Below are 24,884 nucleotides of genomic sequence, written 5' to 3' on the forward strand. Positions count from 1 at the left end.
ATCCCAATAACCCTAAAACTGACATACGCATACATATGGCTCTTGTAGAAATGGTGATGCCCAAAATGGGCGAAAGTATCATGGAAGGCACCGTGCTGAAATGGTTAAAGCAAGTGGGCGACACCATTGAGCAAGACGAATCTGTGCTGGAAGTAGCCACTGACAAAGTTGACACCGAAGTGCCAGCCATCCAGGGCGGGGTACTGAAAGAGATTCTGGTGCAGGAAGGCCAGGTAGTAGCCGTAGGGGCTCCTATTGCCATCATCAGCACCGGAGGCGATGAGCAGCCAATTTCTGCTGCCCCCGCAACGGAAGCAGCTCCTGCCGCTCCGGTAACGGAACAGGCCGCTGCTCAACCGGCAGAAGCCGCTCAGGCCGTAGCGCAAACATCTCAGCGGTTAGAGCAACCTGCCTCGGGCCGGTTCTACTCACCGTTGGTGTTGAACATCGCCCGCGAGGAAGGCATTTCCATGCAGGAGTTGGAATACATACCGGGTACCGGCAAAGAAGGACGCGTGTCTAAGAAAGATATTCTGGATTACGTGGCCAATCGCTCAGAAAACGTCGCTCCAGCTGCCGCTTCTCAACAGGCTCCGGCTCCTCAGGCTGCTGCGCCACAAACCGCACCACAACCGCAGGCAGCTCCTGTTGCGCCGGCGGCTCAGGTTTCTACCGCTCCGGCTCAGTCCTACAGCGGCAACGTGGAAATCATCGAGATGGACCGCATGCGCAAGATGATCTCCCAGCGAATGGTGGACAGCAAGCGTATCTCTCCGCACGTGACCTCGTTTGTAGAAGCCGATGTGACCAACATTGTGAACTGGCGGAACAAAACCAAAGACGCTTACAAAAAACGCGAAGGCGAGAACCTCACCTTTACGCCTATCTTCATTGAAGCCATCGTGAAAGCTATCAAAGACTTCCCGATGATCAACGTGAGCGTAGACGGTGACAGAATCATCAAGAAGCGCGACATCAACATCGGAGTGGCTGTGGCGCTGCCTTCCGGTAACCTGATTGTGCCCGTGATCCATAACGCCGACCAGATGAACCTGAACGGCATCTCCAAACGCCTGAACGATCTGGCCAACCGGGCCCGCATCAATAAATTAACCCCGGCTGATTTAGCCGACCCTACCTACACCGTGTCTAACGTGGGTTCTTTCGGGAACGTGATGGGTACGCCCATCATCATGCAGCCGCAGGTCGCCATCATGGCCGTGGGCGCGATCAAGAAGAAACCAGCCGTGATTGAAACGCCGGAGGGGGACCTGATTGGCATCCGGCAGTTCATGTTCCTGTCGCACAGCTATGACCACCGCGTGGTGGATGGTTCCCTGGGTGGCATGTTCGTGCGCCGCGTAGCGGATTACCTGGAAGCCTTCGACCCGAACACCAGCATCTAAACTTAATTAGAAGATTTGAAGATGAGGAGATTTGAAAATGATCTCTTCTACCAGGAAAGCCTCTCCCGCACAGGAGGGGCTTTTTTGCGGGCTCCGTTTTAGGGCTGTTTTGGCGAAAATGGCCTGTAAACAGAAATAGACAACTCACCTCCCCAGAATATAGTAAAAGCTTTATCTTACCAAGGCTTCAGCCGCCCCGACATTTCACCAACTATGAAAAACGCCCTACTCCTGCTTCTGATCGCATTTCTGCTGTTCCTGGCCATCTTCTTCTATTGGAGAAACAACCAAGCCGAAAGTCAACTGGCCATGGCCAATGAGAAAATTACCAGCCTGGAACAACAGATCATGCGCTACACCCAGCCCGCGCCCATGGATACGCTGTCTTCCTCGCAACCGGAGAGCCCCGCGCCAGAGACTCCGGAAACCGTAGAGAAAGTAACGCCTCCTGAATCCACGTCCTTTGAGGAGGAAATTGGGACCTTAAATGAGGGAGACGTGACGCGGTTAAAAAAGAAAGGCCTCAAAAACCCCGAAGCTGATTTGATGAACGACCTCATGCGCAAGCAGAAAAGCCTGCTCACCGCCTCGGGAACCATGGGCGGCACCATGGCCATCCAGGACGTCCGCATCCTCAACGACCGGCACGCCCTCGCCTACTTTGAAGACGGCCACAACGGCGGTTATCTGCTCCTGCGCTACGCCGTGAACAACGGCACCATCACCTGGACAAAACTGGATACTTCCTCTTTGTAGCGTTTTGGGCCTGTTTTCAGGAAAAGAGACCAGAAACGCAAACCTGTGAGTCTTAGTAAACCTCACAGGTTAAGAAACTAACTGTCACGAGACTCCAGTCTCGTGACACAGGATGCTGCGAGTCTCCAGACTCGCCGGGAACCACGAGCAGGGTTATCTTATGTCTAATGGATTGTTGGCGCGGAAGTTACTTCCGTGCCTTTCTGCTACTTTAGAGATGACCTTGCAGAAGATCAGCAATCCTAATTTCGCTGCTAGTGCAGCGAGGGTAGTCTGGAGACTACCCATCATCTACAGGCACGAGTCTGGAGACTCGCGCCAGCAATTCATTTGATATAAACACAAAAACGGCTGCCCTAATCAGGGCAGCCGTTTTTGTGTTTATATCAGATTCTCACTTACTATTCAGCGGGTAAAGCGGCCAGGCTTTGTTCCAGGGCGGCGATTTTGGCTTCGGCATCGGAACGTTTCTTGCGTTCAGCGCCAATGACGGCCTCTGGAGCACCGGCTACGAAGCGTTCGTTACTCAGCTTTTTGTCTACGGAGGCCAGGAAGCCTTTGGTGTAGTCCAGTTCCTTGAGGATGCGTTCGCGCTCGGCGGCGGCGTCAATGTTGCCCTCCATCGGGATGAAGAACTCGGCGCTTTCTACCACGAAGGACAAGGCGTTGTCCAGCGGCTGTTCGGTTTCCTGAATCTCAGAGAGGTTCGCCAGTTTGCTTACTAGGGTCTCATAACCAGCGATGGCGCTTTTGCCTTCGGCCAAGCGCACATAGAGCGCCAGCTTTTTGGCCGGAGAGATGTTCTTGCTGTTCCGCTGGTTCCGGATCTGGCCTACCACGTTGAGTACGTATTCGGTCTGTTTTAGCAAATCTGCCTCAATTCTGCCTTTCTCTGGCCAAGTGGCCACCACCAGGCAATCTTTAGGCGCACGTTCTTTCATGGTGTTCCAGATTTCCTCGGTGATGAACGGCATGAACGGGTGCAGCACCTTCATCAGTTTCTCCAGGAACTCGTTCGTGGCCTGCAACGTCGCCGCATCAATCGGTGAACCGAAAGCGGGTTTAATCATCTCCAGGTAGTTGGAGCAGAAATCGTCCCACACCAGTTTGTAGACCGTGAGCAGGGCATCCGAAATCCGGAACTTGTCAAAGTGGTCTTCCAGCACGTTCAGCGCCTCGTTGAACTTAGAGTCAAACCACTTGATGGTTTTCTCGTTCGGGTTTGGCAAAGTTTCGTCTACTTCCCAGCCGTTGATCAAGCGGAAGGCGTTCCAGATTTTGTTGCTGAAGTTACGGCCCTGCTCGCAGAGTTTCTCATCAAACAGCAGGTCATTACCAGCTGGTGAACTGAAAAGCATGCCCGCGCGAACGCCATCGGCGCCGTACTGCTCAATCAGCAACAGCGGGTCTGGCGAGTTACCTAGTGACTTAGACATTTTGCGGCCTTGCGCGTCACGCACGATACCGGTGAGGTACACATTTTGGAACGGCAGTTCTTTGCGGAACTCATAGCCAGCCATGATCATACGCGCTACCCAGAAGAACAGAATCTCAGGGGCCGTTACCAGGTCATTGGTAGGGTAATAGTACAGGATATCGGCGTTATCCGGGTCTTTGAAACCGTCAAACACGGAGATAGGCCACAGCCACGAAGAAAACCAGGTATCCAGCACGTCCTCGTCCTGACGCAAGTCGGTTAATTGCAGTTCTGGGTTTCCGGTTTTGGTGCGGGCTTCCTCCAGGGCTTCCTCGGCGGTGCGGGCTACTACAAACGTGCCATCGGGCAGGTAGTAGGCCGGGATCTGCTGTCCCCACCACAATTGGCGCGAGATACACCAGTCGTGCACGTTCTCCATCCAAGAACGGTACATGTTCTTGAACTTGGCCGGGTGCAGCTTGATGGTGTCGTTCATCACGTTCTCCAGCGCAGGTTTGGCCATCTGGTCCATTTTGCACCACCACTGCATAGACAGCTTCGGCTCAATCACGGCATCGGTACGCTCAGAGAAACCTACGTTAGAAACGGAGTCTTCCACTTTCTCTAGCAGACCCTGGGCATCCAGGTCCTTCGTGATTTTCTTACGCACCACAAAACGGTCTTCGCCTACGTAGAGGCCGGCACGCTCATGGATGGTTCCGTTGTCGTTGAGCACGTCAATGCTGGGCAGGTTGTGCTTCACGCCCAGTTCGTAGTCATTGATGTCGTGGGCCGGAGTCACTTTCAACACTCCCGTCCCGAACTCGCGGTCTACGTACTCGTCAAAGATGATTGGAATGGCACGGTTCACGAGCGGAATGATGGCTTTCTGGCCTGCCAAATGCTTGTAACGTTCGTCTTCGGGGTGCACGCAGATGGCCACGTCACCCATGATGGTCTCGGGGCGTTTGGTGGCAACCGTCAGTACCTCGTCAGAACCTTCTATCGCGTAGCGCAGGTAGTACAGTTTGCCGTTTACCTGCTTGAAGTTTACTTCCTCGTCAGAGAGCGCAGTCATGCCTTGCGGGTCCCAGTTCACCATGCGTACGCCACGGTAAATCTGGCCTTTGCGGTACAAATCCACGAATACCTGGATGACGGCATCGGTTAGGGCGGGTTCCATGGTGAAACGGGTACGATCCCAGTCGCAGGAAGCACCCAGTTTCTTCAGCTGCTCCAGAATGATGCCGCCGTATTTCTCTTTCCACTCGAAGGCGTGTTGCAGGAACTCCTCGCGGGTAAGGTCACTTTTGCTGATGCCTTTTTCCTTGAGCATGGCTACTACCCTAGCCTCCGTGGCGATAGAAGCGTGGTCCGTACCTGGTACCCAGCAAGCCTCTTTGCCTTGCATACGGGCGCGGCGCACCAGCACATCTTGGATGGTGTTGTTGAGCATGTGGCCCATGTGCAGCACGCCCGTTACGTTGGGCGGCGGAATCACCACGGTGTACGGCTGCTTTCTAGGGTTCGGTTTGGACTTGAAAAAGCCGCGCTCCAGCCAGGTGGCGTACCACTTGTCTTCTACTTCTTTGGGGTTATAGGTCTTCGGAATCGACATCATGTACGTATCAGGTAATGCGTATCAGGTAGCACGTATTCGTTTACTGCCTGATGCAACACCACAGTTGAAAAGCAAAAATAGCAAATAGTTTTGGTACGCACGGAAGTGCGGGTCTGGGATGGTTTGTGTTTTGGGCTGTTTTTTGAGAAAACAGAATTGAAATGCTGCGAGTAGGGTAGTACGTTGAAAACAGGTAAGCTTAGATACGCCCGAAGCTTTAGAGAAAAAAGCCCATAGGTTTGGATTACTCTGGAGTAGTTGTTAGCAAGGACTTCTTGAAATCAAATAAACTCATTGATGCATTTTAAATCTCCATATATCTGATAAATAGGAAAACCCTGTACTTCCCACTCCTATAAAGGCCTGGTCTTTAATTACGAAACTTGACAATCCTTCACGTGAATTCCCTTTAAAATCTGGCATTTGCTTCCATTCATTTGAGGTGGGGTTATATTCTAACATCTCATTGCCGCCGTATCTACCAGAACACGTATACCCTTTTCCGTTCAATGCAAAGCCAGTTGAGTAATAACGTGCGTTACCTGCATAATCTTTTTTAGGTGTCCAGGCATTGTGAACAGGATCAAATTCCCAAAACTGTTTAGTGATGCCCCCTGAAGAAAGTTGTCCAATCCCTATATACCCCTTTCCATTTATTACAAAATTGAAGCAGTTATCGACAGATACACCAGGAAAATCAGGAAGTTGGGTCCATGTGTTGCTTGCAGGAGAATACTCAAAAAATTCTTTGACGTGTATGCCCATAGATCTTCTCATACCAACACCAACATATCCTTTTCCACCAATCCCAAATCCTGAAGCATACTCAATTGTTCCCCCTCTATAATCGGCTTTTCTTACCCAAGCATCACTTGTAGGGTTGTATTCCCAAAAATCTGATGTCCCTTCATAATTGCCATTCAATCCTGTTCCTACATAACCCTTTCCATTTATAGCAAATCCAACTGCACCTATCCTAATGCCGCCAGGAAAATCAGCCTTTCGGGTCCATGATCTAGTCTCTGGATTAAATTCCCAGAAATCTTTTAAGAAAGTGTTTCCTTCTCCCATGCCTAACCCTAGATATCCTTTATCCCCGATGGAGAACGCAACTCCAAGCATTCGTCCCCCACCCGGGAAATTTGCTTCCTGATTCCAAAGTGCTTCGGTAGTTGTAAAGGTAAGTTCGTTAGAATAAGTAATCCCGAGGTTAGTGATGACATATCCCTTATAATAGTAAGTTCTACCGGGCTGCAATCCTTCTATGTTTACTTCAGTAAAACAACTAGTAGCACATACCCCCTTGCTTGTTTTGTGATTCCCATTTGTATTAGGAGATGGCGCAACATCCCAAACAATTCCATATTCAAAAATTTCATTTCCTTTTGTTTCAACACTAAAACCAACTGTAGCTTCAGACACACCTATTTTCTGAGCAGGAAACAACTCCAATACTGCTTCAATTTTTTCAATATCAAGTTCAGGCTCATCAGGCTGACATGACAGACATACAAATATCAATAACACTATACTAATTAATGCATTAACCGAAGCCAATTTAATTTTAAAGAACATTGCTATAATTTTATAAATAATGTTTATTTTCCAATTACTATTAAATATCGTTTTTCTAAAGTACCACCAAAAAATTAATACTAAAATTAAAAAATATTTTTATAAATAGATCTTTCAATTAATTATTTATCTCGCCATTATTAATTAAAATCTTCATTATATACACATTATAATTATTTATAAAATGTTGCTTAGCATTTTACAAAACGATACTAAACATCCTGTCTTAGCACCTAATCTCCTTATAACATATATCCTCCATGTCTCTACAGAATGGCAAATGCTGATTTAGTCTGCGGTGCGGAGTAGCATCTGTAGGTACCGGCTCATTACGTACTCAATGAGATTCTGAGGCACGATGAAGTCAATGAGCAAGTCATTTCCTGGGTCACAAAGGGGCTTTGCTTAGCTACAAACTACGGGTTCAGAAACTGCCACTCAGTTCCCAGTATGTAGAGAGGCGGTCTGCTGGACAAGAACCGCTAGAATACATTTTTCTAGCAAACCACAATTTCATCCTTTGACCTTGCAAGGCTGAAAAGCCAGATAATGATTTACACCGTTGCGTTTTGCCTCTGTATTGCAGAAATCGGCCCTAAAACAGCCCGGCAACAAAAAAACCCGCACGAGGCGGGTTTCCTGAATAGCATGTCTGGAAAGATTAGCTGGCGTGCAGCCACTCTTTTTTAGCTAACAAGGCTTCCTCGGTCTCGCGGTAATCCGGGTCATCTACGCAGCAGTCTACGGGGCAGACGGCGGCGCACTGGGGCTCCTCGTGGAAACCGCAGCACTCGGTGCACTTGTCAGAGACTATATAATAGAATTCGTCAGAGATGGGCGGTTGCGGGGCTTTGCCGTCTACCGTTTCTCCACCGTCAATTTCCACTTTGGTCAGCGAGGTACCATCTCCCCACGTCCACTGAACGCCACCTTCGTAGATGGCCGTGTTGGGGCACTCCGGCTCACATGCGCCGCAGTTGATACACTCATCCGTGATCATTATCGCCATAATCGTATCTCCTGTTTCTTTTTAGTAATTTTGCACCAGATATAGGTACGCCATCCTGCGCGCAAAAGTAATACGTAGCGCGCATTGTATCAAACGTTTCTCACGCTTCCACTGTTACCCCTTCATGTTAACTTTAGAAAACAGACTTTCCGCATTCATACAATTAGGCGATTACCTGCGGCAACTGCCGCAAGAGGAGCGCGAATACCTGGCCCGGCGCGCGGGTCAGCATAATAACTTCTTTGACCTCCCTAATGTTTCAGCGGCGCTGGAAGGCATTGCCGGCATGCTGGAGAAAGATCAGCTGGAAGCCTGGGTGGCGCAGTATAATTTGCCGCAGGTGAACGAAGCCCCCAAAAAAGTAGGCGTGGTGATGGCGGGCAACATTCCGGCCGTAGGTTTCCATGATGCGCTGTGTATTCTCATCACCGGGCACATTCTGCAAGCCAAACCCAGCTCAGATGACCCGTTCCTGCTGCCGCACCTCTTAACTAAACTGACGGAAATTGAACCCGGTTTTCAGGAGCAGATCCAGCTGGTGATGATGCTGAAGGAGTCAGATGCGATCATCGCCACGGGATCAGACAACACGGCCCGCTACTTTGAGTATTACTTTGCCAAACGCCCGCACATCATCAGAAAGAACCGCACCAGCGTGGCCGTGCTCACCGGCAAAGAGACGAAGGAAGAACTGACGGCTTTGGGTGATGACATCCTGCGGTATTACGGACTGGGTTGCCGAAACGTGGCCAAGGCCTTCGTGCCCAGCGGCTATGACTTCACGCCGTTCTTTGAGGCGATGGAGTACAAGAAAGAGGTGGTGAACCACCACAAATACCAGAACAACTACGACTACAACAAGTCTATCTATCTGGTGAATGGCGTGCCGCACCTGGACAACGGTTTCCTGATGGTGACCCAGAGCGAGCAACTGGTCTCCCCTATTTCGGTGCTGTTCTATGAAACGTATGCCGATGACCGGGACCTGGAGCAGAAGCTGGAAGCGGTGCAGGAGAAACTCCAGTGCGTGGTTTCCAAAGAAGCCGTGTGGCCCAACAGCTACGCCTTCGGGCAGGCCCAGTGCCCGTCCGTGAGCGATTACGCCGATGGCGTAGACACCATGGCTTTCCTGCAGCGCCTGTAATTTATTTTGGGGCCGTTTTCCCTAAAACAGCCTTAAAACACCATTTCGGGCTCAATTAACTGTTTTTGGGTAGACTTATTGTGTTAAATACCGTTTGTATAGGTAAGAAATTCTTACTTCATTGGTCTACCGACTAACAACAAACACGCGTACCATGGAAAACAAAACCGTGCTTCATTACCAGCTGATTGAGAAGGAACACATTCCACAATTACATTTCGGGCATGAAGATGTCCTGCAGGATAAAGATGCTAGAGTAAAACGCCAACATGATCTGGAAAGAGCCAGCCGACTGGGCAACGGCTACCAAGGAAAAGTTGAAATCACGTTTCAGGTAGCTTCCGGCGAAATCCTGCGGATGCAGACCACCATCTGGCAAGCCGACAAGGAGTTCACCGCCATTAAGTCAGGCGTGACCATGCCCACCACCTCTATTCTGGGAGTGGAGTTCTTCTAGAGACTTTGCCTGAGAACGGTCTTCGTGCCGAGTACATGAAAAAGGCCTTTGGTTCACACCAAAGGCCTTTTCTGTTTATAGGGTGTTTTGACTAAATCCGGTCTAAAACCTTCACGATCAAGTCATCAATTGTTTGATCTGCATTCTGCGCGAACTGGTGGCTGATGCGGTTGGCCACAATGGCGTTCAGAGAAAGTACCTCGTGGCCCAGCAAGCGGCCCAGGCTGTAAATACCGGCCGTCTCCATCTCAAAGTTGGTGAACCGCACCTCCTCAAACCGAAACGCGCTCAGTTTTTGGATCACTTCTTCAATTTTAGGCTGTAAACGCAGCAAGCGGCCCTGCGGCGCGTAGAACCCCGGGCACGTGATGGTGTTGCCGTGGATCATATCAAACCCGATCTGCTCGCGCAGGATGTCTGAACCTTTGGCGCAGTACGGCAAAAAGCCCGTGCCCAGCGCCAGTTGCATGTTCACGGCAATCTCGGTCTCGTAACCGGTTTCCATGAGCGGGTAAAACTGCATGAGCGTGTCCAGGCCCAGCGCGTATTCGGTGGCCAGGTGACTGCCCAGCGGCACATCCTCCTGCAACGCCCCGGAGGTACCAATCCGGACGATCTTCAGCGCGATGCGGTCTTCCGGCTCCAGGGCTTCGCGGCTCATGAAATCGATGTTCACCAGGGCGTCCAGCTCGTTCATGACGATGTCAATGTTATCCGTCCCGATGCCGGTGGACACCACCGAGATGCGCTTGCCTTTGTAGTAGCCCGTGTGGGTCACAAACTCCCGCTTGGCCACCTGTACCTCTATGGAATCAAAATAGCGGCTCACCCGAGCCACGCGGTCCTGGTCGCCCACGGTGATGATGGTATCAGAAATCTGCTCAGGCAACAGGTTCAGGTGGTAAATGCTGCCATCGGGGTTCAAAATCAATTCAGACTCAGGAATACGCGCCATAGCTTCATAGTTTTTGGTTGGGACAAAAGTCAGAAACAACCGCCTTTACGGGCAGTCGCTTTATTTTAAAGGTATAAAAAAGCGCCAGCTCCTTGCCTTACAGCAACAAGCGGCGCTTTCTCATGGATATGCTTCTTGTTTAAACGGCCTTTGGTTGCTCCGTCTTGCGGCGGTTCAAGCCTTTGTACGGGTTATAACCGTTCGTGTTCTTCTGGTAATAGCCGGTGCCGTCGTACGGGCGTTTATCGGGGTGTTCCTGGCAGGTGGTGGAGCAGGCACCGTCCATCTTGGTGCCGCAGCTCTCGCAGATGGGCACGTGCAGGTTGCAGTGCGGGTTGGCGCAGTTCACCATCCTAGCCGATGGCGTTTCACACACGTGGCAGCGGGAAATCACCACCGGGTTCACTTTGTTCACATCCACGGCTACGCGGTTATCAAAGACATAACATTTGCCCTCGAAGTCTTCGCCGCCGGCTTCCATGCCGTACTTGATGATACCACCGTGCAGCTGGTACACGTTCTCGAAGCCTTTCTCCAGCAGGAACGCGCTCGCTTTCTCGCACTTAATACCGCCGGTGCAGTACGTCAGGATTTTCTTGCCCTCGTACTTCTCCTTCAGCTCATCAATCTTCTCCGGGAACTCCCGGAAATTCTCGATGTCCAAGGTCACGGCGTTTTTGAACTTGCCCATGCTGTGCTCATAATCTGAGCGCACATCCAGCACCACCACGTCTTCCTGGTCTTTCATCTCCCTGAACTCCTGTGGCGACAGATGCACACCGGTACGCTCGGTTGGGTCGATGTTGCGCAAACCGGCATGTACAATCTCGGGTTTGTGGCGCACGTGCAGCTTGGTGAAGGCGTGTTCCTCGGCGTAGTCTACCTTGAAGTCAATGCCCTCAAACCGAGGATCCGCCTGCACGGCGGCCATGTACGCCTCGCAGTCTTCCACCAGGCCAGACACCGTTCCGTTCAGTCCTTCGGGCGCCACAATGATGCGGCCTAACAAATTCAGTTTGAGACACAGCAAATGGTGCTCCTCGCGGAACAGCTCGGGGTCTTCAATCTTGGTATAATGGTAATAGAGTAAGATACTGTACTTTTTCATACGGCTTAGTTTCAGACTAAGTGTGTGGTTAATGTGCTGATGGTTCAAGGTGCTGATGTGCTACTGGCAACAACAGCTTTTCAGATTTGGTGCAAAATTAGGAAAACACCCCCAAAACGGAAAATGACCTTTGTCAGTCCTGAGTTCTGAGTCTGGAGTCTAAATCTAACTTCTAAAATCCAGTGTCTCTCGTCCTGCTTAAACAGGTTTGGCCGGGTTCCCGAAGACGGTTTGCTTGGCAGCAACATCGGCCACGACCACGGCTCCGGCTCCCACGCGGGCGTTCTTTCCAATCTTCACACCAGACACAATTACTGCTCCGGTGCCAATGAAGGCTCCCTCGGCAATGGTCACCCCGGAGTTGACCATGGCTCCGGCTCCCAGTTGCACATGGCTATCCAACACGGCATTGGCATCTACCACCGCGCGCGCGCCAATGATGCAGTTATCACCTACTTTCGCGTTGGGATTAATAATGGCTCCGGCCTGGATGAAGTTCCCGTGGCCCAGCCAGGCGTGCTCAGAGACATAGCTGAATTTATGGATGGCGTTCACCGGCACTACTTTGTAGTCTTCCTTGAGCATGTTGGTTAGGCTCTTGCGGGCGGCATTGTCCTCGGCGGCCACAAACACGTCGCATTTCTTGCCCAGGAGCTTCAGAATGTTCTCGTCTTCGGTGTTGCCCATGACAGTGATCTCGTTCACCTCTTTCTGCTGCAAGGCCACCTGATCATCCAAAAAACAATACACCACCACGTCGTTGCTCTGGAAGGCATCTAACGCCAATACGCCCAATTCCTGGGCACCTAATATGATTACGGGATTTTGCATAAGCTTCTTAACGGTTAATGAATGTCTTGCCCCGGATTCTTTTTGAAAGCCGATGGCACTTTCCTCTTGAACAGAAGGCTACTTCTGTTTTAAGCTTTGTTTCTGAGAAAGAGGCGTAAAACAGATGCGCCTGCAAAAATAGTCAAAGAAAACGGAATAGGTTAGCCCCGGCTTTTGGACCACCGCTGCAGCCACCCCGGAACGGGTCCCCAGGCCAGCACCACCAGAAACAGGAACGGCAGCAGAGGTGCCCGGTACCGGTGCAACGATCCCAGATTGGGCGTTGGCAGCGTCACGAGCACCGCCGAGATACAGAAGAAAACCAGCAGCACGGCCACGAACGCCGGAAGCGCAGGCACTTTCCGTTTACGGATCAAATAAATAAGGGTGATAAGCACCAACAGGACCAGGAACAGGTTCTCCACTGCTACCGCTTTATAGAACAAAGGCGCAGCTTCCCAGACATACGGTCTGAACAGCATCTGCATCACGGCTTCTGGAGCGTGGAACAACACAGAAAACAGATCAGGCTGCAAGTCCGGGAACTCCAGGTGAGGTTTGGTTATGTCCGTTTTGGCAGTAAGATTCCGATAATTCCAAAGGATATGCCGCGCGAAGAAGTTTAGGTTGAAGGTGGGATGAGCAAAGGAAGCGACAAAGGCCCCTATCCCCAGCATTCCCAACCAGAGCAGCCCTTGTCTGCTGGCAGATCGGAAAAGCGGAATGCACCTAGCCAGCCATTTAGCCAAAAGTAGGGCTCCTACCAACACCAGGAGTACCGCTGCCAGGAAAAACTTGATGCGCCAGAGCAGATACACACACGGCAGTAAAAGGAGGAAATTAGTTACGCCCTCTGTAGGTTTGGCGGATTTGTAAAGCCGGAGCAGCAACCCTACTGTAAGGCAAAGACTGCCCATGAACACACTATCTTTTGAAACCCCGCTGGTCCAGAACACCACCGAGGGGAAAAACAAAAAAGCAATGGCCGCCGCAATTCCGTACCTGGAATAATACGTCTGCACCTTCGCCACCAGAAACCAGCCTCCCCAGAAACTAAACAGAGACAAATACAAGCCACTGAACCAATAAGAATTACCTGTGAGAAAATAGAATAAGCTCAACAGCTTTATAAAGAAAAACGAGTTGGAGTAATCTGCCCATTTGGAGAAACCTATTGGGATCTCGCCTTTTTCGTTGAAAACCAGCAAACGTAGGTATTGCTCTGGATCTTGCCGGGAAGTCTGTACTACCTTGATTGTTTGTGCATGGTATTCCCAAGTATCGCCTCCAGAGAAATAATGGCGATAAATGATCCCAATCAAAATTCCCGCACTAAGTTTCAAGAACAAAGCAGGCCAAAAGAACGGGCGCAGGGCTGGAGTTTGCCGGGCCTGAGTCCAGAGCAGGTAAACGAAAAGAAAGAAAACCGGGAGGTGCAGCCAGTTCAGCAGGTTCATGCAGGAGCTAAGTTCTGTTTCATCAGGCGGTGCCCGATGACGCAATGTACGCATTTCCGGGGAGTGCAGTAGGTTTGGTAAAGTCCCAGCAAGGCCTGGGCATCGGCGGCCGTGTTGTTGGGGAATCCCAGACCGGTGTACAGGCGCGTGACTTTGTTCTGTTCCGGCCGGAGGCGCTCCAGAAGTTCCACGGCTTTCTCCTGAAAAGCCGGATTATCCATGCGGCGGCTATAGGCGACCAGCAGCGGCGCCACTACGTTAATCAGAAGCCCTTGAATACTTTCATCTCCTATTCTGGAAAGCGGCTGCGCCGATGTTTTCCCCGGCGCGTAATGTTCCTGCCAATACAGAGGCGGCGTTTGCCGAAAGAAACTGAAATATTCTTCTCTGGTTTCACAAGCCGCCATTCCAGACCAGAGATGCGCCTGCGCCTGAAGCACGGCCAGCCATTGCCCCAACCGGACCGCCGGGAAATTCGCGGGCCTAAGCCGAAGATAATTCCAGACGCTTTTAGGCACTGGATTGGAGAGAGAATGCTTCTGGGCTAAATAGCGGTGCTCTTTCCTCAAACGGATCAGATACTCATCTTGAGATTCTTCGCTCTCCAGATCCAGCAGGCCAGACTGTCCAAAGGCGAGTGCCTCCAACTGCTTTGGAGAGTTTCTGTACTTCTTGACCAGGCTCCACGGTAACACCTGGGTGAGTTGCAAAAACCCTTCCTGGTTGATTTTAAACCCAAACCCTGCCGCCAGCGTCTGATAGACGGTGCTTTCCCAGTCTTGCCGGTTCTGCTGGAGGCGCTCCAGAATCACATCGGCTTTTAGCTCCAGCCGCTCCAGTAAAGTCCGGTCCAGCATGGCAGATTTGTAGACCACTTCTACCCGATCGGCCTGGGAGGCGCAGGGGAGCACGTCTTTGCTCCAGAGCAGTTCCTGGTATTGGGCTTGCAGGGGCAGCGCCACGCGCCCGGCTAATTCCAGCGTAGGCAGAAGCGTTCCCTCCTCCCGTTGCACTTCTTCATCGTTTTCCCAGACTACGTGCAGCACCACCTGGTTGTACTTGGCGTCTAGCTGGTGTTGGTGGCGGCGCCAGTCAGAGGTTTTGAGGTGTAGTTCCACGCTGCCCACCCATTCGGTTTCTCCTATCTTTAGGCGGGCATTGAAGAAATCGGGGCCGGCATCTGAGCGGTTGTAGAAACCGGGGTGCAGGATGATCAACGCCTCGCCTTCGGTGGTTTGCAGGTGCTCTTTGAGGAAGTATTGGTATTGCCAGACGTAGTGCAGAAAATCCTCTTTCATAGAACCAGAACAGCCTTTCAAGTTTCCTGTACATACGCAGGAAGACCCGAAAGGCTGTTCTGTAATCCTCTGGTTTTAAGCAGATTTCTAGAAAATAGACCTAAAGCGGTTCTATATTTCTCTTCTCAGCGGCGGCACCGCTTATTGGGGCAGATATTCGTTCAGGTAGCGTTCCATCTCCTGCTGCACGGCCAAAGCGGCGGCCCGGGCTTTCTCCGCGAAATCTTCGCCCTGCGAGGCATAGATAATCTGGCGGGCCGAGTTCACCAGCAGACCGCACTGGCGGTTCATCCCGAAGCGGGAGACTTCCTCCAGGTTACCTCCCTGCGCACCTACGCCCGGTACCAGCAGGAAATGATCGGGCGCTAATGCCCGAACGCGTTCAATGTAATCATGGCGAGTGGCGCCAATCACGTACATCATGATATCGGCGGAGCCCCAAGCCTGGCTGTTCTGGATCACTTTCTCAAACATAAAGTAGGATTTGCCCTCAGACACCACGCTCAGCAGCTGGAAATCCTCATGCCCGGGGTTGGAGGTGAGCGCCAGCAGAATCACCCACTTGTTAGGGAACTGCAGGAAAGGCGTCACGGAATCCACGCCCATGTAGGGGGCCACTGTCAGGGAATCAAAGCTCAGTTGGTCAAAGAAGGCGCGCGCGTACAGCTCAGACGTGTTCCCGATGTCGCCGCGCTTGGCATCGGCGATGGTGAACACATCCGGCGGAATTACGCTCAGGGTCCGCTCCAGACTCACCCAGCCTTTGGGGCCGTGGGCTTCATAGAAGGCGATGTTGGGCTTGTAGGCCACGCACAGATCAGAGGTCGCCTCAATGATCTGGCGGTTGAACTCAAAGAGGGGATCTTCCAGCTGGAGCAGGTGCGGCGGAATTTTCTTGATGTCGGTATCTAACCCAATGCATAGGTAGGAACGCTTGCGCTGGATCTGTTCAAAAAGTTCTTGTCTGGTCATGAGGCGGTACTGAATTTGCTACAAAGCTAATTTGTTTTCGGATTGTTTTGGGGAAAACAGGCAAAAAATGGCACGACCCATCCTCTCCCAAAGTGGACTTCACCGCATCTGTTTTAAGGCTGTTTTCCGCAAAAAGGCCTTAAAACAAAGAAGGCTCCCTCTTTTCAGCGGGAGCCTTCCTCAGACGCTCTGTTACGTCAATTATCTAGCGCAAATCAACAATTTTCAAGCCTTTGTACTTGGTCCGGTTGAAGACGAAGGTGTTGGCGTCTACCGGCGGATTCGCGGTGAATTTGTTGATCTTGTAGGTGTACCGGTTCCCGTTCTTGCGGAACATCTTCCAGGACTTCAAAGAGTTATCCTTTTTGCTGATGTGCAGCCGCACCTTGAACACCTGATTGTCCCGGTCGTCTGGAGTGAGGTCGATTACGTGCACGGCATCGCCGCCTTCTTTCTCCTCCCCGGCATACACGTAGCGGTAGCCTTTTTTGTAGAGGTTGTAGATCTGGTTGGGCGTCATCTCCTGCTCATCGGGGTCATTGTCAGAGATAGTGACCTCGTTCTCCTTTTTCATGATGGTCCAGATGGTGGCGCCGTTGTTGATGATCTCCTGCCCGGCCACGGACAGAAAATATTTGTTGCCGGAGACGGTGATGTCGCCGTTCATGGATTCCTTGGCCTTGGCCGATGGGCTTTCAATGGTCTGGGTGAACCCGACTTTGAACGCGTTCATGGCCTGGTATTTTTTGCTCATGGCATCCAGGATCTTTTCGGCCTGCGGGTCTTTCTGCACGTTTTGGGCCTGGCTCAGCTGAACCACGGTCAAGAGCGCGAGAAGAAGTGAGAAGTATCGTTTCATGGGTCTGTTTTTACGTTAGATAACTGCAAGTAATAGCTTACGGTTGCATGTTATTCAATAACTGTTCCAAACTGTATTCATCCGGAATTAAAACTTCCCGCGCTTTGCTGCCTTCAAACGGACCCACCACACCGGCGGCTTCCAATTGGTCAATCAGACGGCCGGCTCGGTTGTAGCCCAGTTTCAGACGACGTTGCAAGAGCGAGGTACTTCCCTGCTGGTGTGTGACCACAATGCGGGCGGCCTCCTCAAACATCGCGTCTTTGTTGCTGGGGTCAAACTCGGCTTTGTCATTTCCAGATTCATCGCCCACAAACTCCGGCAACAGGTACGCATCTGAATAGCCCTGCTGCTCGCCAATGAAATCACAGATTCTATCCACCTCGGGCGTGTCCACGAACGCGCACTGCACCCTGATCAGGTCTGAACCCAATGAGAACAGCATATCGCCCTGGCCAATCAACTGATCGGCACCGCCGGTGTCCAGAATGGTGCGGGAGTCAATCTTGGAGGTCACTTTAAAGGAGATACGCGCCGGGAAGTTCGCCTTGATGATACCGGTGATCACGTTTACGGATGGACGCTGCGTGGCTACCACTAAGTGAATACCAATAGCGCGGGCCAGCTGCGCCAGACGCGCAATAGGCGTTTCCACCTCTTTTCCGGCAGTCATCATCAAGTCGGCCAACTCGTCAATCACCAGCACAATGTACGGCATGAACTTGTGGCCTTTCTTAGGATTCAGACGGCGCTCCACAAACTTCAGGTTGTATTCCTTCAGGTTCCGGCAACCGGCATCCTTCAAAAGGTCATAGCGCTGGTCCATCTCCATACAGAGCGAGTTCAGCGTGTTCACCACTTTCTTGGTATCGGTAATGATGGCTTCATCGGTATCCGGAAGTTTGGCCAGGAAATGGCGCTCAATCTTGTTGAACAAAGACAATTCCACCTTTTTAGGGTCTACCAGTACAAACTTGAGCTGCGAAGGATGGCGCTTATAGAGCAGCGAAGTCAGAATCGCGTTCAAACCAACTGATTTCCCTTGGCCCGTGGCTCCCGCCATAAGCAAGTGGGGCATTTTGGCCAAATCGGTGATAAAGACCTCGTTGGTGATGGTTTTCCCGAAGGCGATGGGCAGTTCCATCTCGCTCTTCATGAACTTCTCGGTGCTCAGGATGGACTTGATGGGTACCATCTCCTTTTTCTTGTTGGGCACCTCGATACCAATCGTTCCCTTGCCCGGAATTGGGGCAATGATCCGGATACCAAGCGCGGCCAAACTCAACGCGATGTCGTCTTCCAGACTCTTGATCTTGGAAATCCGCACGCCGGCTTCCGGTACAATTTCGTACAGCGTAACCGTTGGCCCGATGGTGGCTTTGATGCTGGCGATGCCGATGTTGTAGTTCCCCAGGGTCTCTACAATGCGGTCTTTGTTCGCTTCCAGTTCTTCTTTGGTTACTTGCACCTTGGCTACGCCGTAGTCGGTGAGCAGGTCAATGGACGGGTATTGGTAGCGCGGCAAATCCAGCGTGGGGTCATAGTTCTCACTCACCGCCACATCGGCTTCTTCGTCCTCTAGGCCTACATTGGCAATGGCCAGTTCCACTTCCTCTTCAGGTTCTTCCAGCAGAATATCATCGTCCTGCTCAACTTCCAGGGCCAAAGGAACCGAGGTGACCGGAGGAACAGCTGCACGAGGCGTTACCGGCAGCTCATTCACGGAAAACACGTCCTCTTCCGGAGCCTCTACTTCCTCTTCATAGGCTTCCTCGTCCTCCTGGTCGTCATAGTATTCTTCATCCTGTAACTCGTCCTCCTCATCATGCTGATTTTGGTATTCCTCTTCTTCCGGTTCAGGTTGCTTTACCAGAAAAGGGGCCGGAAACGCGGGTTCCTCTTCCTGGGGCTCAAACGTACCGCTGGGGTTGGTGAGGTGGTTCATGCCCGCCGATGGCGAAGCAAACACGCCGGTTTCTGCTCTGTCCACGGCGGCCGTGGCAGACGCAGGTGCCGGGGCTGCCGCCTCGGTTTTCGGGAATCTGGGTCGGCCCAGGGTAGTGATGTTGAAGAAGAACATCACAAAGGCGATGAGGGCAAAGCCCATCAGGAGGCCGGTTCCCCAGCCCAACAAACTCTGCAGCCACAGGGCGGTCTCGTAGCCAATGCCGCCGCTCATGAAGCCGTACGTATCGGTGGCTTCGTTCAACAGCACCAGATAACCAGCCGTCACGCAGCCCCACAGCAACCCGAAAAGGCACAGAGTGACCACGGAGGAAAGGGTGATGGAGGTGCGCCGGAAAACGATTTTATAGCCGATGTAGAACACCACCGGGATAAAGAAAAACGAGGCAACACCAAACCAGCGGTTAATGAAGTAATCGGAGATCCAGGCGCCAAAAAGGCCCAGCCAGTTCTCAGACTCCAGCCCGGCGGCTTTTACGTCTTCGGTGGTCACGGACTCCACAATGCTTTGGTCAGCTGTGCCGGTGAACAGGAACGAGACAAACGCGATGGTCAGGTACAGCGAGGAAAGCAAAAAGAAAAACCCGATGAACAGCTGCAGCCGTCGGTCTTTGAGGAAGTTGAATGAGATCTGCGGCCGGGGCAGCGACTTCTTGGCTTTCGCCTCTTTGGGCTCTTTCACAGCGCGTGATTCTGCCTTCCCTCTTGGTTCATTCTGCTGAATCCTGGGCGCATTCTTAGGCCGCGGACTAGTCCCTACATCCCGTTTATATGTGTTCGTTGCCATGCTGTCTCCAAACTTCAAATCTACACTATTCCGTTCAATAAGCCTTGAACAATTTACCTGTATATGGTTTTCAAAATATAGTATTTACCTGAGTAACCGCTGGTTAATTTGCTTGATCAGGGCCGGGCCTTCGTAGATGAATCCGGTGTATAATTGGACCAAATCGGCCCCGGCCTCCAGTTTCTCCACCGCGTCCTCGGCGGTCATGATGCCGCCCACGCCCACGATCCTGATCTCCTCCGGAAGTTGCTGGCGCAGGTACCGAATCACCTGGGTGGAGGCGCTGGTGAGCGGCTTGCCGCTCAGGCCGCCCGCCCCAATCTCGGTGATCCGCTGGCCCTGCGTCTGCAAGCCGGCCCGGCTGATGGTGGTGTTGGTTCCAATCACGCCCGAGAGCTGGGTTTGGGCCGCAATCTCCACAATGTCATCCAACTGGGCCTGATTCAGGTCAGGGGCAATTTTCAGGAGCAGGGGCTTAGGCCTGTTTTTGCCCTGGTTGCGGTTCTGCAGGTTGCTGAGCAGATCACGCAGCGGCTCTTTTTCCTGTAACGCGCGCAGGTCGGGAGTATTGGGTGAGCTCACGTTCACCACAAAATAATCGACCACGTCATACAAAGCATCAAAGCAATACAGGTAGTCCTGCAGGGCCTGCTCATTGGGCGTGACTTTGTTTTTCCCGATGTTGCCGCCCACAATCACGTTGCTCTTGCGGTTCCGCAGCCGCTCTACGGCCTGGTCTACGCCTTCGTTGTTGAAGCCCATGCGGTTGATGATGGCGCCGTCCTGCGGCAGGCGGAACAAGCGTGGTTTGGGATTCCCCGACTGCGGCTTAGGCGTGAGCGTCCCGATTTCAATGAACCCGAAACCCAACTCGGCAAACTCATCAATCATGCGGGCATCTTTGTCAAAACCAGCCGCTAAGCCTACCGGGTTAGGAAACGTGAGCCCAAACACGTTCCGCTCCAGCCGCTTGTCCGTGACCTGGAACATGCCCCGGGTGATGGACTTGGCCAACGGCAGCTGAAAGCCGGTTTTCAACGCGGAGGTGGTGAGATGGTGCACCTTTTCAGGGTCTACCTTGAACAGTAACGGACGGATGAGATTTTTATACACAGCGCAACAGGTTTAGGCAAAGATAAAAAATAGCCTGCTTCCGGCTTCAATTAAATCACCTCAGGCCCAGAAATGCCTCATCAGCTTTCTGAGTCAGAAGGTTGTCCGCCGCCGTCTGGCACAGCTTTCATCGCCTGCATGAGCAGGTAACGGTACAAGAGCTTTGTTTTAGGCTTGTTTTCTGAAAACCAGGCCTAAAAGGCAGAAAGCGTCCCAATCTGGGAAGCGAAAAATGACAGACGATACGGGCAAATTCTTGCTTTGGGAGATTATTGGGCCTATTTTCCACCTAACAAAGGAAAATGTGCCCGACGGCATGGCTTTTGCTTAGGCAGCAGCAAATAAAAAGCGCGTCAATGTTAGGAAACTGGAACACGAGATTGGAAGTGGTTTGGAGCTCGGAGGAGAAAGCGGCCCTGGATGCGGCGGTTCTGCTCACCCAGCGGTCTGAGCACGCCTCCTATGTCTCTGATGTGCTTCATTTTCTGTATCAACACTCCGGAGCCCACGTGGTCATGATCTGCCACCGAACCCCGGTTCCCGGGGAAATGAAAATCCTGCAGATTCTGTTCCAGGGCAAGCCCTACCCCACCCAAGCCACATATCCGCTAGCCGGTACGCCCTGCGCCAACGTCTCCCGCCACGGAGTACTGTATTTCGACTCGGGCGTGAAGGACCGCTTTCCCTTGGATATTTACCTGGGGGAGTATGGGATTGAAAGCTACTTTGGCGCTCCCCTGCTGAACGCCTCTGATGAATTGGTGGGCGTGGTGGCGCTTCAACACCAGAAATCCTTGCCTAATCCTCACTTTCTGGAACTTCTGCTCACCATCCTTTCCCCCTCACTGGAGGCAGTACTGGAAAAGGTTTCCTCCCCTACTACCGCATGAAAGCAAGCAAAAAATGTCCGCACTGTCACCAATGGTCGCCCTGGAATCAGGATGTTACTGACCGATGCGTGCATTGCCAAAGCCTCTTAGACCCAGCCGCGTTTGAGCGGCAGCAAGCCCAGGAAGAACGCAAACAAGAGGAAAAGGAACGCTTCAGCGTAGATTTCATCCAGATCGATCCCTCAGACTCCGCGTTCACCAAATTCTGGAAAAGCATTGGCCTGGGGTTTCAAATGGCCTTCGTGGGCATTGTCTCGTTCATTTTATGGCTCATCGCGCTGCTGGCCGGGTAAGTTGGCGCACCTTTACGCCCCTTTTCTGGCTGCTGGCCGTTGTCTACCTGGGCCACCGCGGCCTCGTTTGGCTGGAAGCTCCCCGCCCCGCCTGGGTCCGGTTTTATCTCGATGATCTGCTCTGCCTCCCGCTTCTCCTTACCGTTACCTTGTTTCTGATGCGGCTCCTGTACGGACCTGAAATCCGTTTCACCAAGTACCACGTGGGCTTTGTGGTGCTGTATGTCTCCCTGGCGTTTGAGTGGGTTTTCCCAAAATTTCTGCCCCGCTACACGGGTGACCTGGTGGATGTAGCTTTGTATGCCTGGGGCGGCTGGATCTTCTATCGGTTTCTGAACAAGTAAGCGCCTGCCCCTTTAGTTATGAGTTTTGCTTGCAACCAGTGTCTGCAGGCGAGTCGTTTCGGACCTGTTTTGGGCAAATTACCCCGTAAACGGAAAGTAGAGGAGACACTCGTAGGACCTCCGGACACTACGAGGTCTTATGAGATGCTTCTGCTGCGTTTTGAGGCTGTTTTGGCAAAATGCGCTTAAAAGTACCGATCTTCTTCAAGTCCATCCTGCGGAACAAAGAGTAAAAAAGATAGTGCACCCCGCCAGTTTTGAGGCCGTTTTCCAAAAAGAGCCCCAAAACCGACGACGTTCTAACCTGATGCGCCCGCTGCGTATAAGGAAGGCTATGCAGGAAAACGGCACCATCTACATCGGCACCTCGGGGTGGCACTACAACCACTGGAAGGGGAATTTCTACCCGGCGGGCGTGACCGCTAAACACTTCACCCAGTACTATCTGCGCTTCTTCCGGACGGTGGAGATCAACAACTCCTTTTACCGGCTGCCCTCCCCGGAGACCTTTGCAACCTGGAAAGCGAGCGTTCCCGATGAGTTTCTGTTCTCGGTGAAAGCCAGCCGCTACATCACGCACATGAAAAAGCTCAAAGATCCGCAGCAGAGCCTGGCGCAATTTTTAGGCAACGCCCAGGCGCTGGAAGAGAAATTAGGGCCCATTCTGTTTCAACTTCCGCCGGCCTGGCGTCTGAACCTGGACCGCTTCCGGGATTTCCTGAAGGTGTTGCCGCCCTACCACCGCTACACCTTTGAGTTCCGGGACCAAAGCTGGTACTCGCCGGAGGTCTATGCCTTGCTACAACACCACGGCCACGCCTTCTGCATCTATGACCTGGGCGGGCACCTGTCCCCGCTGGAAGTCACCGCCGATTTCGTGTACGTGCGCCTGCACGGCCCCGAGGGGAAATACGATGGCAGCTACTCATAAGACACGCTTCATATCTGGGCCACCCATTGCCGCACCTGGTCCGCCGCCGGAAAAGACGTGTACGTGTACTTCGACAATGACCTGCACGGCTACGCCCCGGCCAACGCCCTCCGGCTACAGGAGTTGACAAAAAGGGAGTTCTGAGTCTGGAGTCCTGAGTCTAGAAAAGAAGTACTCACTATGGCGCAGATTTATTTCCTAGCTATAGTGGGCAATAGTAGTTAGGTGGAAACTGATGGAATCCCGGTTTCGCCGTTGTCAACTATGGCGCGGAAGTTACTTCCGTGACTTAAGATTGCACGTCACGGAAGTAAATTGGCGCTAAGTGATACATGTCATTGTGAGCAATACAGGTTGATGGAAAGTGATGGAAGAAAAAAAATCGGCAGTACCGGTTTCGCCGTTGTCACGGCGAGGGTAGTCTGGAGACTACCCCTCATCGGTGGGCACGAGTTGCAAACTCGCGCCAGCGTTTTGGGCCTGATTTTCTAGTTTTAGCCTACTTTCTAAATAACAGCCTTAAAGCGCACGTCAACCACTTCCAAGTGAAATAAACACTTCAGCAATTAACAACCAACAATTAGCAATTAACAATCAACAATTACTCCCGCGGTTCCAGACCGTATGCCTGGGCCAGTAACTCATAGCTGCGGAGGCGGTCCTGGAAATCGTAGGTGATGGTGACGATGACAATCTCGTCTACGTTGTAGGCCTCGGCTAGGGCATCTAGTTTGGCTTTCACTTGGGCGGGGGTGCCGGAGACCATGCGTTGGCGGTTGTACTGCACGTGGGCCAGTTCATCGGGTTCCAGGTCGGCGTAGAAGGCTTTGGCGGTTTCCAGGGAGGGAACGCCGCTGGCTTTGCCTTGCCGGATGTGCAGCATGAGCATGTCCATGGAGAGTTGCAGTTCCTCGGCCTTCTCCTCAGTATCGGCGCAGAGCACGAAGATGCCGAAGTTCCCGGCGGGCTGCTTCAGCAGGGCCGAGGGGCTGAAGCGCGTCTGGTAGGCGTGCATCATCTCGGGGCCGCCGTTGGGGTTGATGAAGTGGGCGAAGGAAAACCCCATCCCGAAGTGGGCCGCAAACACGCCGCTCTGGCCGCTGGAGCTCAGCAGCCAGCGCTCGGGCGTGGTAGCCGAACGGGGCGTGACTTTCACCTCGGCGGCCTCAGAGCCGTTCAAGCCGTCCTGCAGGTAGCGGTCCAGGTTGATGAGCTGGTCCACGAAATCCTGCTCGTTGAACTGATTGTAGGGGTTGAGCAAGGCGGCGGTTTTACGGTCGGTGCCGGGGGCGCGGCCAATGCCCAGGTCAATGCGGTTGGGGTACAGCGCCTCCAACAACCGGAAATTCTGGGCCACTTTCAGGGCGCTGTAATGCGGCAACATGACGCCGCCCGAGCCCACGCGCAGGTGTTGAGTATGCGCCGCCAGGTACGGAATCAGGACCTCGGGCGATGGCCCCGCCAACCCCAGGGAGTTGTGGTGCTCAGACACCCAATAGCGCGTGTAGCCCAGTTGATCGGCTAGTTGGGCCAATTGCAGGGTTTCTTTCAGGGCCTGTTCCGGGGTGCCGCCCGCCCGCACCGGAGACTGGTCCAGCACGCTTAGTTTTATCTTTTTCGCTTCTGCCATCTGCTTAGATTTCAAGTATTAGCCACATCTTTGGCCCGGAAGGAAACTTCCGCCGCCTCTGTTTTA

The 24,884-nt window shown here is 52.5% G+C and carries 20 protein-coding genes and 1 pseudogene; 8 read left to right on the forward strand and 13 right to left on the reverse strand.

Annotated features, from left to right (window positions below; all coding sequences use genetic code 11):
* The first annotated feature begins 35 nt into the window (after positions 1–35).
* Both H7U12_RS09535 and H7U12_RS09540 read left to right on the forward strand, forming a co-directional pair.
* Positions 36–1,406, forward strand: coding sequence for a dihydrolipoamide acetyltransferase family protein (locus tag H7U12_RS09535; RefSeq protein WP_186636601.1), 1,371 nt, complete (start codon positions 36–38; stop codon positions 1,404–1,406).
* A 213-nt stretch (positions 1,407–1,619) separates the two neighbouring features.
* Complete coding sequence (locus tag H7U12_RS09540; RefSeq protein ID WP_186636602.1) at positions 1,620–2,162, forward strand: hypothetical protein; 543 nt, start codon at positions 1,620–1,622, stop codon at positions 2,160–2,162.
* A gap of 401 nt (positions 2,163–2,563) precedes the next feature.
* Here the strand turns inward: H7U12_RS09540 and H7U12_RS09545 are convergent, their stop codons facing one another.
* The 3 genes from H7U12_RS09545 to H7U12_RS09555 all read right to left on the reverse strand — a co-directional run bounded on the left by H7U12_RS09545 (position 2,564) and on the right by H7U12_RS09555 (position 7,784).
* Positions 2,564–5,197, reverse strand: coding sequence for a valine--tRNA ligase (locus H7U12_RS09545; RefSeq protein WP_186637023.1), 2,634 nt, complete (start codon positions 5,195–5,197; stop codon positions 2,564–2,566).
* 294 nt (positions 5,198–5,491) lie between these two features.
* Positions 5,492–6,775, reverse strand: a complete 1,284-nt coding sequence (locus H7U12_RS09550; RefSeq protein WP_186636603.1) for a hypothetical protein — start codon at positions 6,773–6,775, stop codon at positions 5,492–5,494.
* Positions 6,776–7,436: 661 nt separating this feature from the next.
* The gene (locus H7U12_RS09555) at positions 7,437–7,784 is read right to left on the reverse strand and encodes a 4Fe-4S binding protein (RefSeq protein ID WP_186636604.1); all 348 of its coding nucleotides are present in this window, start codon (positions 7,782–7,784) and stop codon (positions 7,437–7,439) included.
* 124 nt (positions 7,785–7,908) lie between these two features.
* Between H7U12_RS09555 and H7U12_RS09560 the strand changes: the two genes are divergently transcribed.
* Entirely contained in the window at positions 7,909–8,928 is a 1,020-nt protein-coding gene (locus H7U12_RS09560) for an acyl-CoA reductase (RefSeq protein ID WP_186636605.1), read from the forward strand.
* Positions 8,929–9,082: 154 nt separating this feature from the next.
* Entirely contained in the window at positions 9,083–9,385 is a 303-nt protein-coding gene (locus H7U12_RS09565) for a hypothetical protein (RefSeq protein WP_186636606.1), read from the forward strand.
* Positions 9,386–9,476: 91 nt separating this feature from the next.
* Here H7U12_RS09565 and H7U12_RS09570 read toward each other — a convergent pair whose 3' ends face one another.
* From H7U12_RS09570 to H7U12_RS09610, 9 genes are all read right to left on the reverse strand, one after another.
* Positions 9,477–10,340 (reverse strand): nucleoside phosphorylase, encoded by an 864-nt coding sequence (locus H7U12_RS09570; protein ID WP_186636607.1) that lies wholly within the window; start codon positions 10,338–10,340, stop codon positions 9,477–9,479.
* Between the two features lie 139 nt (positions 10,341–10,479).
* Positions 10,480–11,448 carry an oxygen-dependent tRNA uridine(34) hydroxylase TrhO gene (gene trhO / locus H7U12_RS09575; protein ID WP_186636609.1) on the reverse strand — a complete coding sequence of 323 codons (969 nt, stop codon included), beginning with the start codon at positions 11,446–11,448 and terminating at the stop codon, positions 10,480–10,482.
* Between the two features lie 198 nt (positions 11,449–11,646).
* Complete coding sequence (locus tag H7U12_RS09580; RefSeq protein WP_186636614.1) at positions 11,647–12,279, reverse strand: NeuD/PglB/VioB family sugar acetyltransferase; 633 nt, start codon at positions 12,277–12,279, stop codon at positions 11,647–11,649.
* Positions 12,280–12,440: 161 nt separating this feature from the next.
* Entirely contained in the window at positions 12,441–13,736 is a 1,296-nt protein-coding gene (locus H7U12_RS09585) for a hypothetical protein (RefSeq protein ID WP_186636617.1), read from the reverse strand.
* Positions 13,733–15,034, reverse strand: a complete 1,302-nt coding sequence (locus H7U12_RS09590) for a DUF2851 family protein (RefSeq protein WP_186636629.1) — start codon at positions 15,032–15,034, stop codon at positions 13,733–13,735. Before H7U12_RS09590 ends, H7U12_RS09585 begins: the two co-directional genes overlap by 4 nt.
* A 141-nt stretch (positions 15,035–15,175) precedes the next feature.
* Entirely contained in the window at positions 15,176–16,006 is an 831-nt protein-coding gene (gene pyrF / locus H7U12_RS09595) for an orotidine-5'-phosphate decarboxylase (protein ID WP_186636631.1), read from the reverse strand.
* 205 nt (positions 16,007–16,211) lie between these two features.
* A complete protein-coding gene (locus tag H7U12_RS09600; protein WP_186636633.1) occupies positions 16,212–16,865 on the reverse strand; it encodes a LolA family protein in 654 nt (217 codons plus the stop codon).
* Between the two features lie 37 nt (positions 16,866–16,902).
* On the reverse strand, positions 16,903–19,617 hold the full coding sequence (locus tag H7U12_RS09605; RefSeq protein WP_186636636.1) for a DNA translocase FtsK: 2,715 nt from the start codon (positions 19,615–19,617) through the stop codon (positions 16,903–16,905).
* Positions 19,618–19,701: 84 nt separating this feature from the next.
* On the reverse strand, positions 19,702–20,730 hold the full coding sequence (locus tag H7U12_RS09610) for a quinone-dependent dihydroorotate dehydrogenase (RefSeq protein WP_186636639.1): 1,029 nt from the start codon (positions 20,728–20,730) through the stop codon (positions 19,702–19,704).
* Between the two features lie 356 nt (positions 20,731–21,086).
* Here H7U12_RS09610 and H7U12_RS09615 point away from each other — a divergent pair, with 356 nt between their 5' ends.
* From H7U12_RS09615 to H7U12_RS09630, 4 genes and pseudogenes are all read left to right on the forward strand, one after another.
* Positions 21,087–21,620, forward strand: coding sequence for a GAF domain-containing protein (locus H7U12_RS09615; protein ID WP_186636642.1), 534 nt, complete (start codon positions 21,087–21,089; stop codon positions 21,618–21,620).
* Positions 21,617–21,913, forward strand: a complete 297-nt coding sequence (locus H7U12_RS09620) for a hypothetical protein (RefSeq protein WP_186636645.1) — start codon at positions 21,617–21,619, stop codon at positions 21,911–21,913. Before H7U12_RS09615 ends, H7U12_RS09620 begins: the two co-directional genes overlap by 4 nt.
* Positions 21,886–22,257: a hypothetical protein gene (locus tag H7U12_RS09625; RefSeq protein WP_186636648.1), complete on the forward strand. Its 372-nt coding sequence runs from the start codon at positions 21,886–21,888 to the stop codon at positions 22,255–22,257. Before H7U12_RS09620 ends, H7U12_RS09625 begins: the two co-directional genes overlap by 28 nt.
* A gap of 334 nt (positions 22,258–22,591) precedes the next feature.
* Positions 22,592–23,332 (forward strand): annotated as a pseudogene (locus H7U12_RS09630) (DUF72 domain-containing protein).
* 457 nt (positions 23,333–23,789) lie between these two features.
* Here H7U12_RS09630 and H7U12_RS09635 read toward each other — a convergent pair.
* Entirely contained in the window at positions 23,790–24,818 is a 1,029-nt protein-coding gene (locus H7U12_RS09635) for an LLM class flavin-dependent oxidoreductase (protein WP_186636650.1), read from the reverse strand.
* Positions 24,819–24,884 lie beyond the last annotated feature (66 nt).

This window comes from Rufibacter sediminis, assembly GCF_014269285.1.
Taxonomy (GTDB): Bacteria; Bacteroidota; Bacteroidia; order Cytophagales; family Hymenobacteraceae; genus Nibribacter; species Nibribacter sediminis.

What these genes read in the sequence shown, in the direction of transcription:
- H7U12_RS09535 (WP_186636601.1), top strand. Translation starts at nt 36, where the DNA reads ATGGCTCTTGTAGAAATGGTGATGCCCAAAATGGGCGAAAGTATCATG.
- H7U12_RS09540 (WP_186636602.1), top strand. Translation starts at nt 1,620, where the DNA reads ATGAAAAACGCCCTACTCCTGCTTCTGATCGCATTTCTGCTGTTCCTG.
- H7U12_RS09545 (WP_186637023.1), bottom strand. Translation starts at nt 5,197, where the DNA reads ATGTCGATTCCGAAGACCTATAACCCCAAAGAAGTAGAAGACAAGTGG.
- H7U12_RS09550 (WP_186636603.1), bottom strand. Translation starts at nt 6,775, where the DNA reads ATGTTCTTTAAAATTAAATTGGCTTCGGTTAATGCATTAATTAGTATA.
- H7U12_RS09555 (WP_186636604.1), bottom strand. Translation starts at nt 7,784, where the DNA reads ATGGCGATAATGATCACGGATGAGTGTATCAACTGCGGCGCATGTGAG.
- H7U12_RS09560 (WP_186636605.1), top strand. Translation starts at nt 7,909, where the DNA reads ATGTTAACTTTAGAAAACAGACTTTCCGCATTCATACAATTAGGCGAT.
- H7U12_RS09565 (WP_186636606.1), top strand. Translation starts at nt 9,083, where the DNA reads ATGGAAAACAAAACCGTGCTTCATTACCAGCTGATTGAGAAGGAACAC.
- H7U12_RS09570 (WP_186636607.1), bottom strand. Translation starts at nt 10,340, where the DNA reads ATGGCGCGTATTCCTGAGTCTGAATTGATTTTGAACCCCGATGGCAGC.
- trhO (WP_186636609.1), bottom strand. Translation starts at nt 11,448, where the DNA reads ATGAAAAAGTACAGTATCTTACTCTATTACCATTATACCAAGATTGAA.
- H7U12_RS09580 (WP_186636614.1), bottom strand. Translation starts at nt 12,279, where the DNA reads ATGCAAAATCCCGTAATCATATTAGGTGCCCAGGAATTGGGCGTATTG.
- H7U12_RS09585 (WP_186636617.1), bottom strand. Translation starts at nt 13,736, where the DNA reads ATGAACCTGCTGAACTGGCTGCACCTCCCGGTTTTCTTTCTTTTCGTT.
- H7U12_RS09590 (WP_186636629.1), bottom strand. Translation starts at nt 15,034, where the DNA reads ATGAAAGAGGATTTTCTGCACTACGTCTGGCAATACCAATACTTCCTC.
- pyrF (WP_186636631.1), bottom strand. Translation starts at nt 16,006, where the DNA reads ATGACCAGACAAGAACTTTTTGAACAGATCCAGCGCAAGCGTTCCTAC.
- H7U12_RS09600 (WP_186636633.1), bottom strand. Translation starts at nt 16,865, where the DNA reads ATGAAACGATACTTCTCACTTCTTCTCGCGCTCTTGACCGTGGTTCAG.
- H7U12_RS09605 (WP_186636636.1), bottom strand. Translation starts at nt 19,617, where the DNA reads ATGGCAACGAACACATATAAACGGGATGTAGGGACTAGTCCGCGGCCT.
- H7U12_RS09615 (WP_186636642.1), top strand. Translation starts at nt 21,087, where the DNA reads ATGTTAGGAAACTGGAACACGAGATTGGAAGTGGTTTGGAGCTCGGAG.
- H7U12_RS09620 (WP_186636645.1), top strand. Translation starts at nt 21,617, where the DNA reads ATGAAAGCAAGCAAAAAATGTCCGCACTGTCACCAATGGTCGCCCTGG.
- H7U12_RS09625 (WP_186636648.1), top strand. Translation starts at nt 21,886, where the DNA reads ATGGCTCATCGCGCTGCTGGCCGGGTAAGTTGGCGCACCTTTACGCCC.
- H7U12_RS09635 (WP_186636650.1), bottom strand. Translation starts at nt 24,818, where the DNA reads ATGGCAGAAGCGAAAAAGATAAAACTAAGCGTGCTGGACCAGTCTCCG.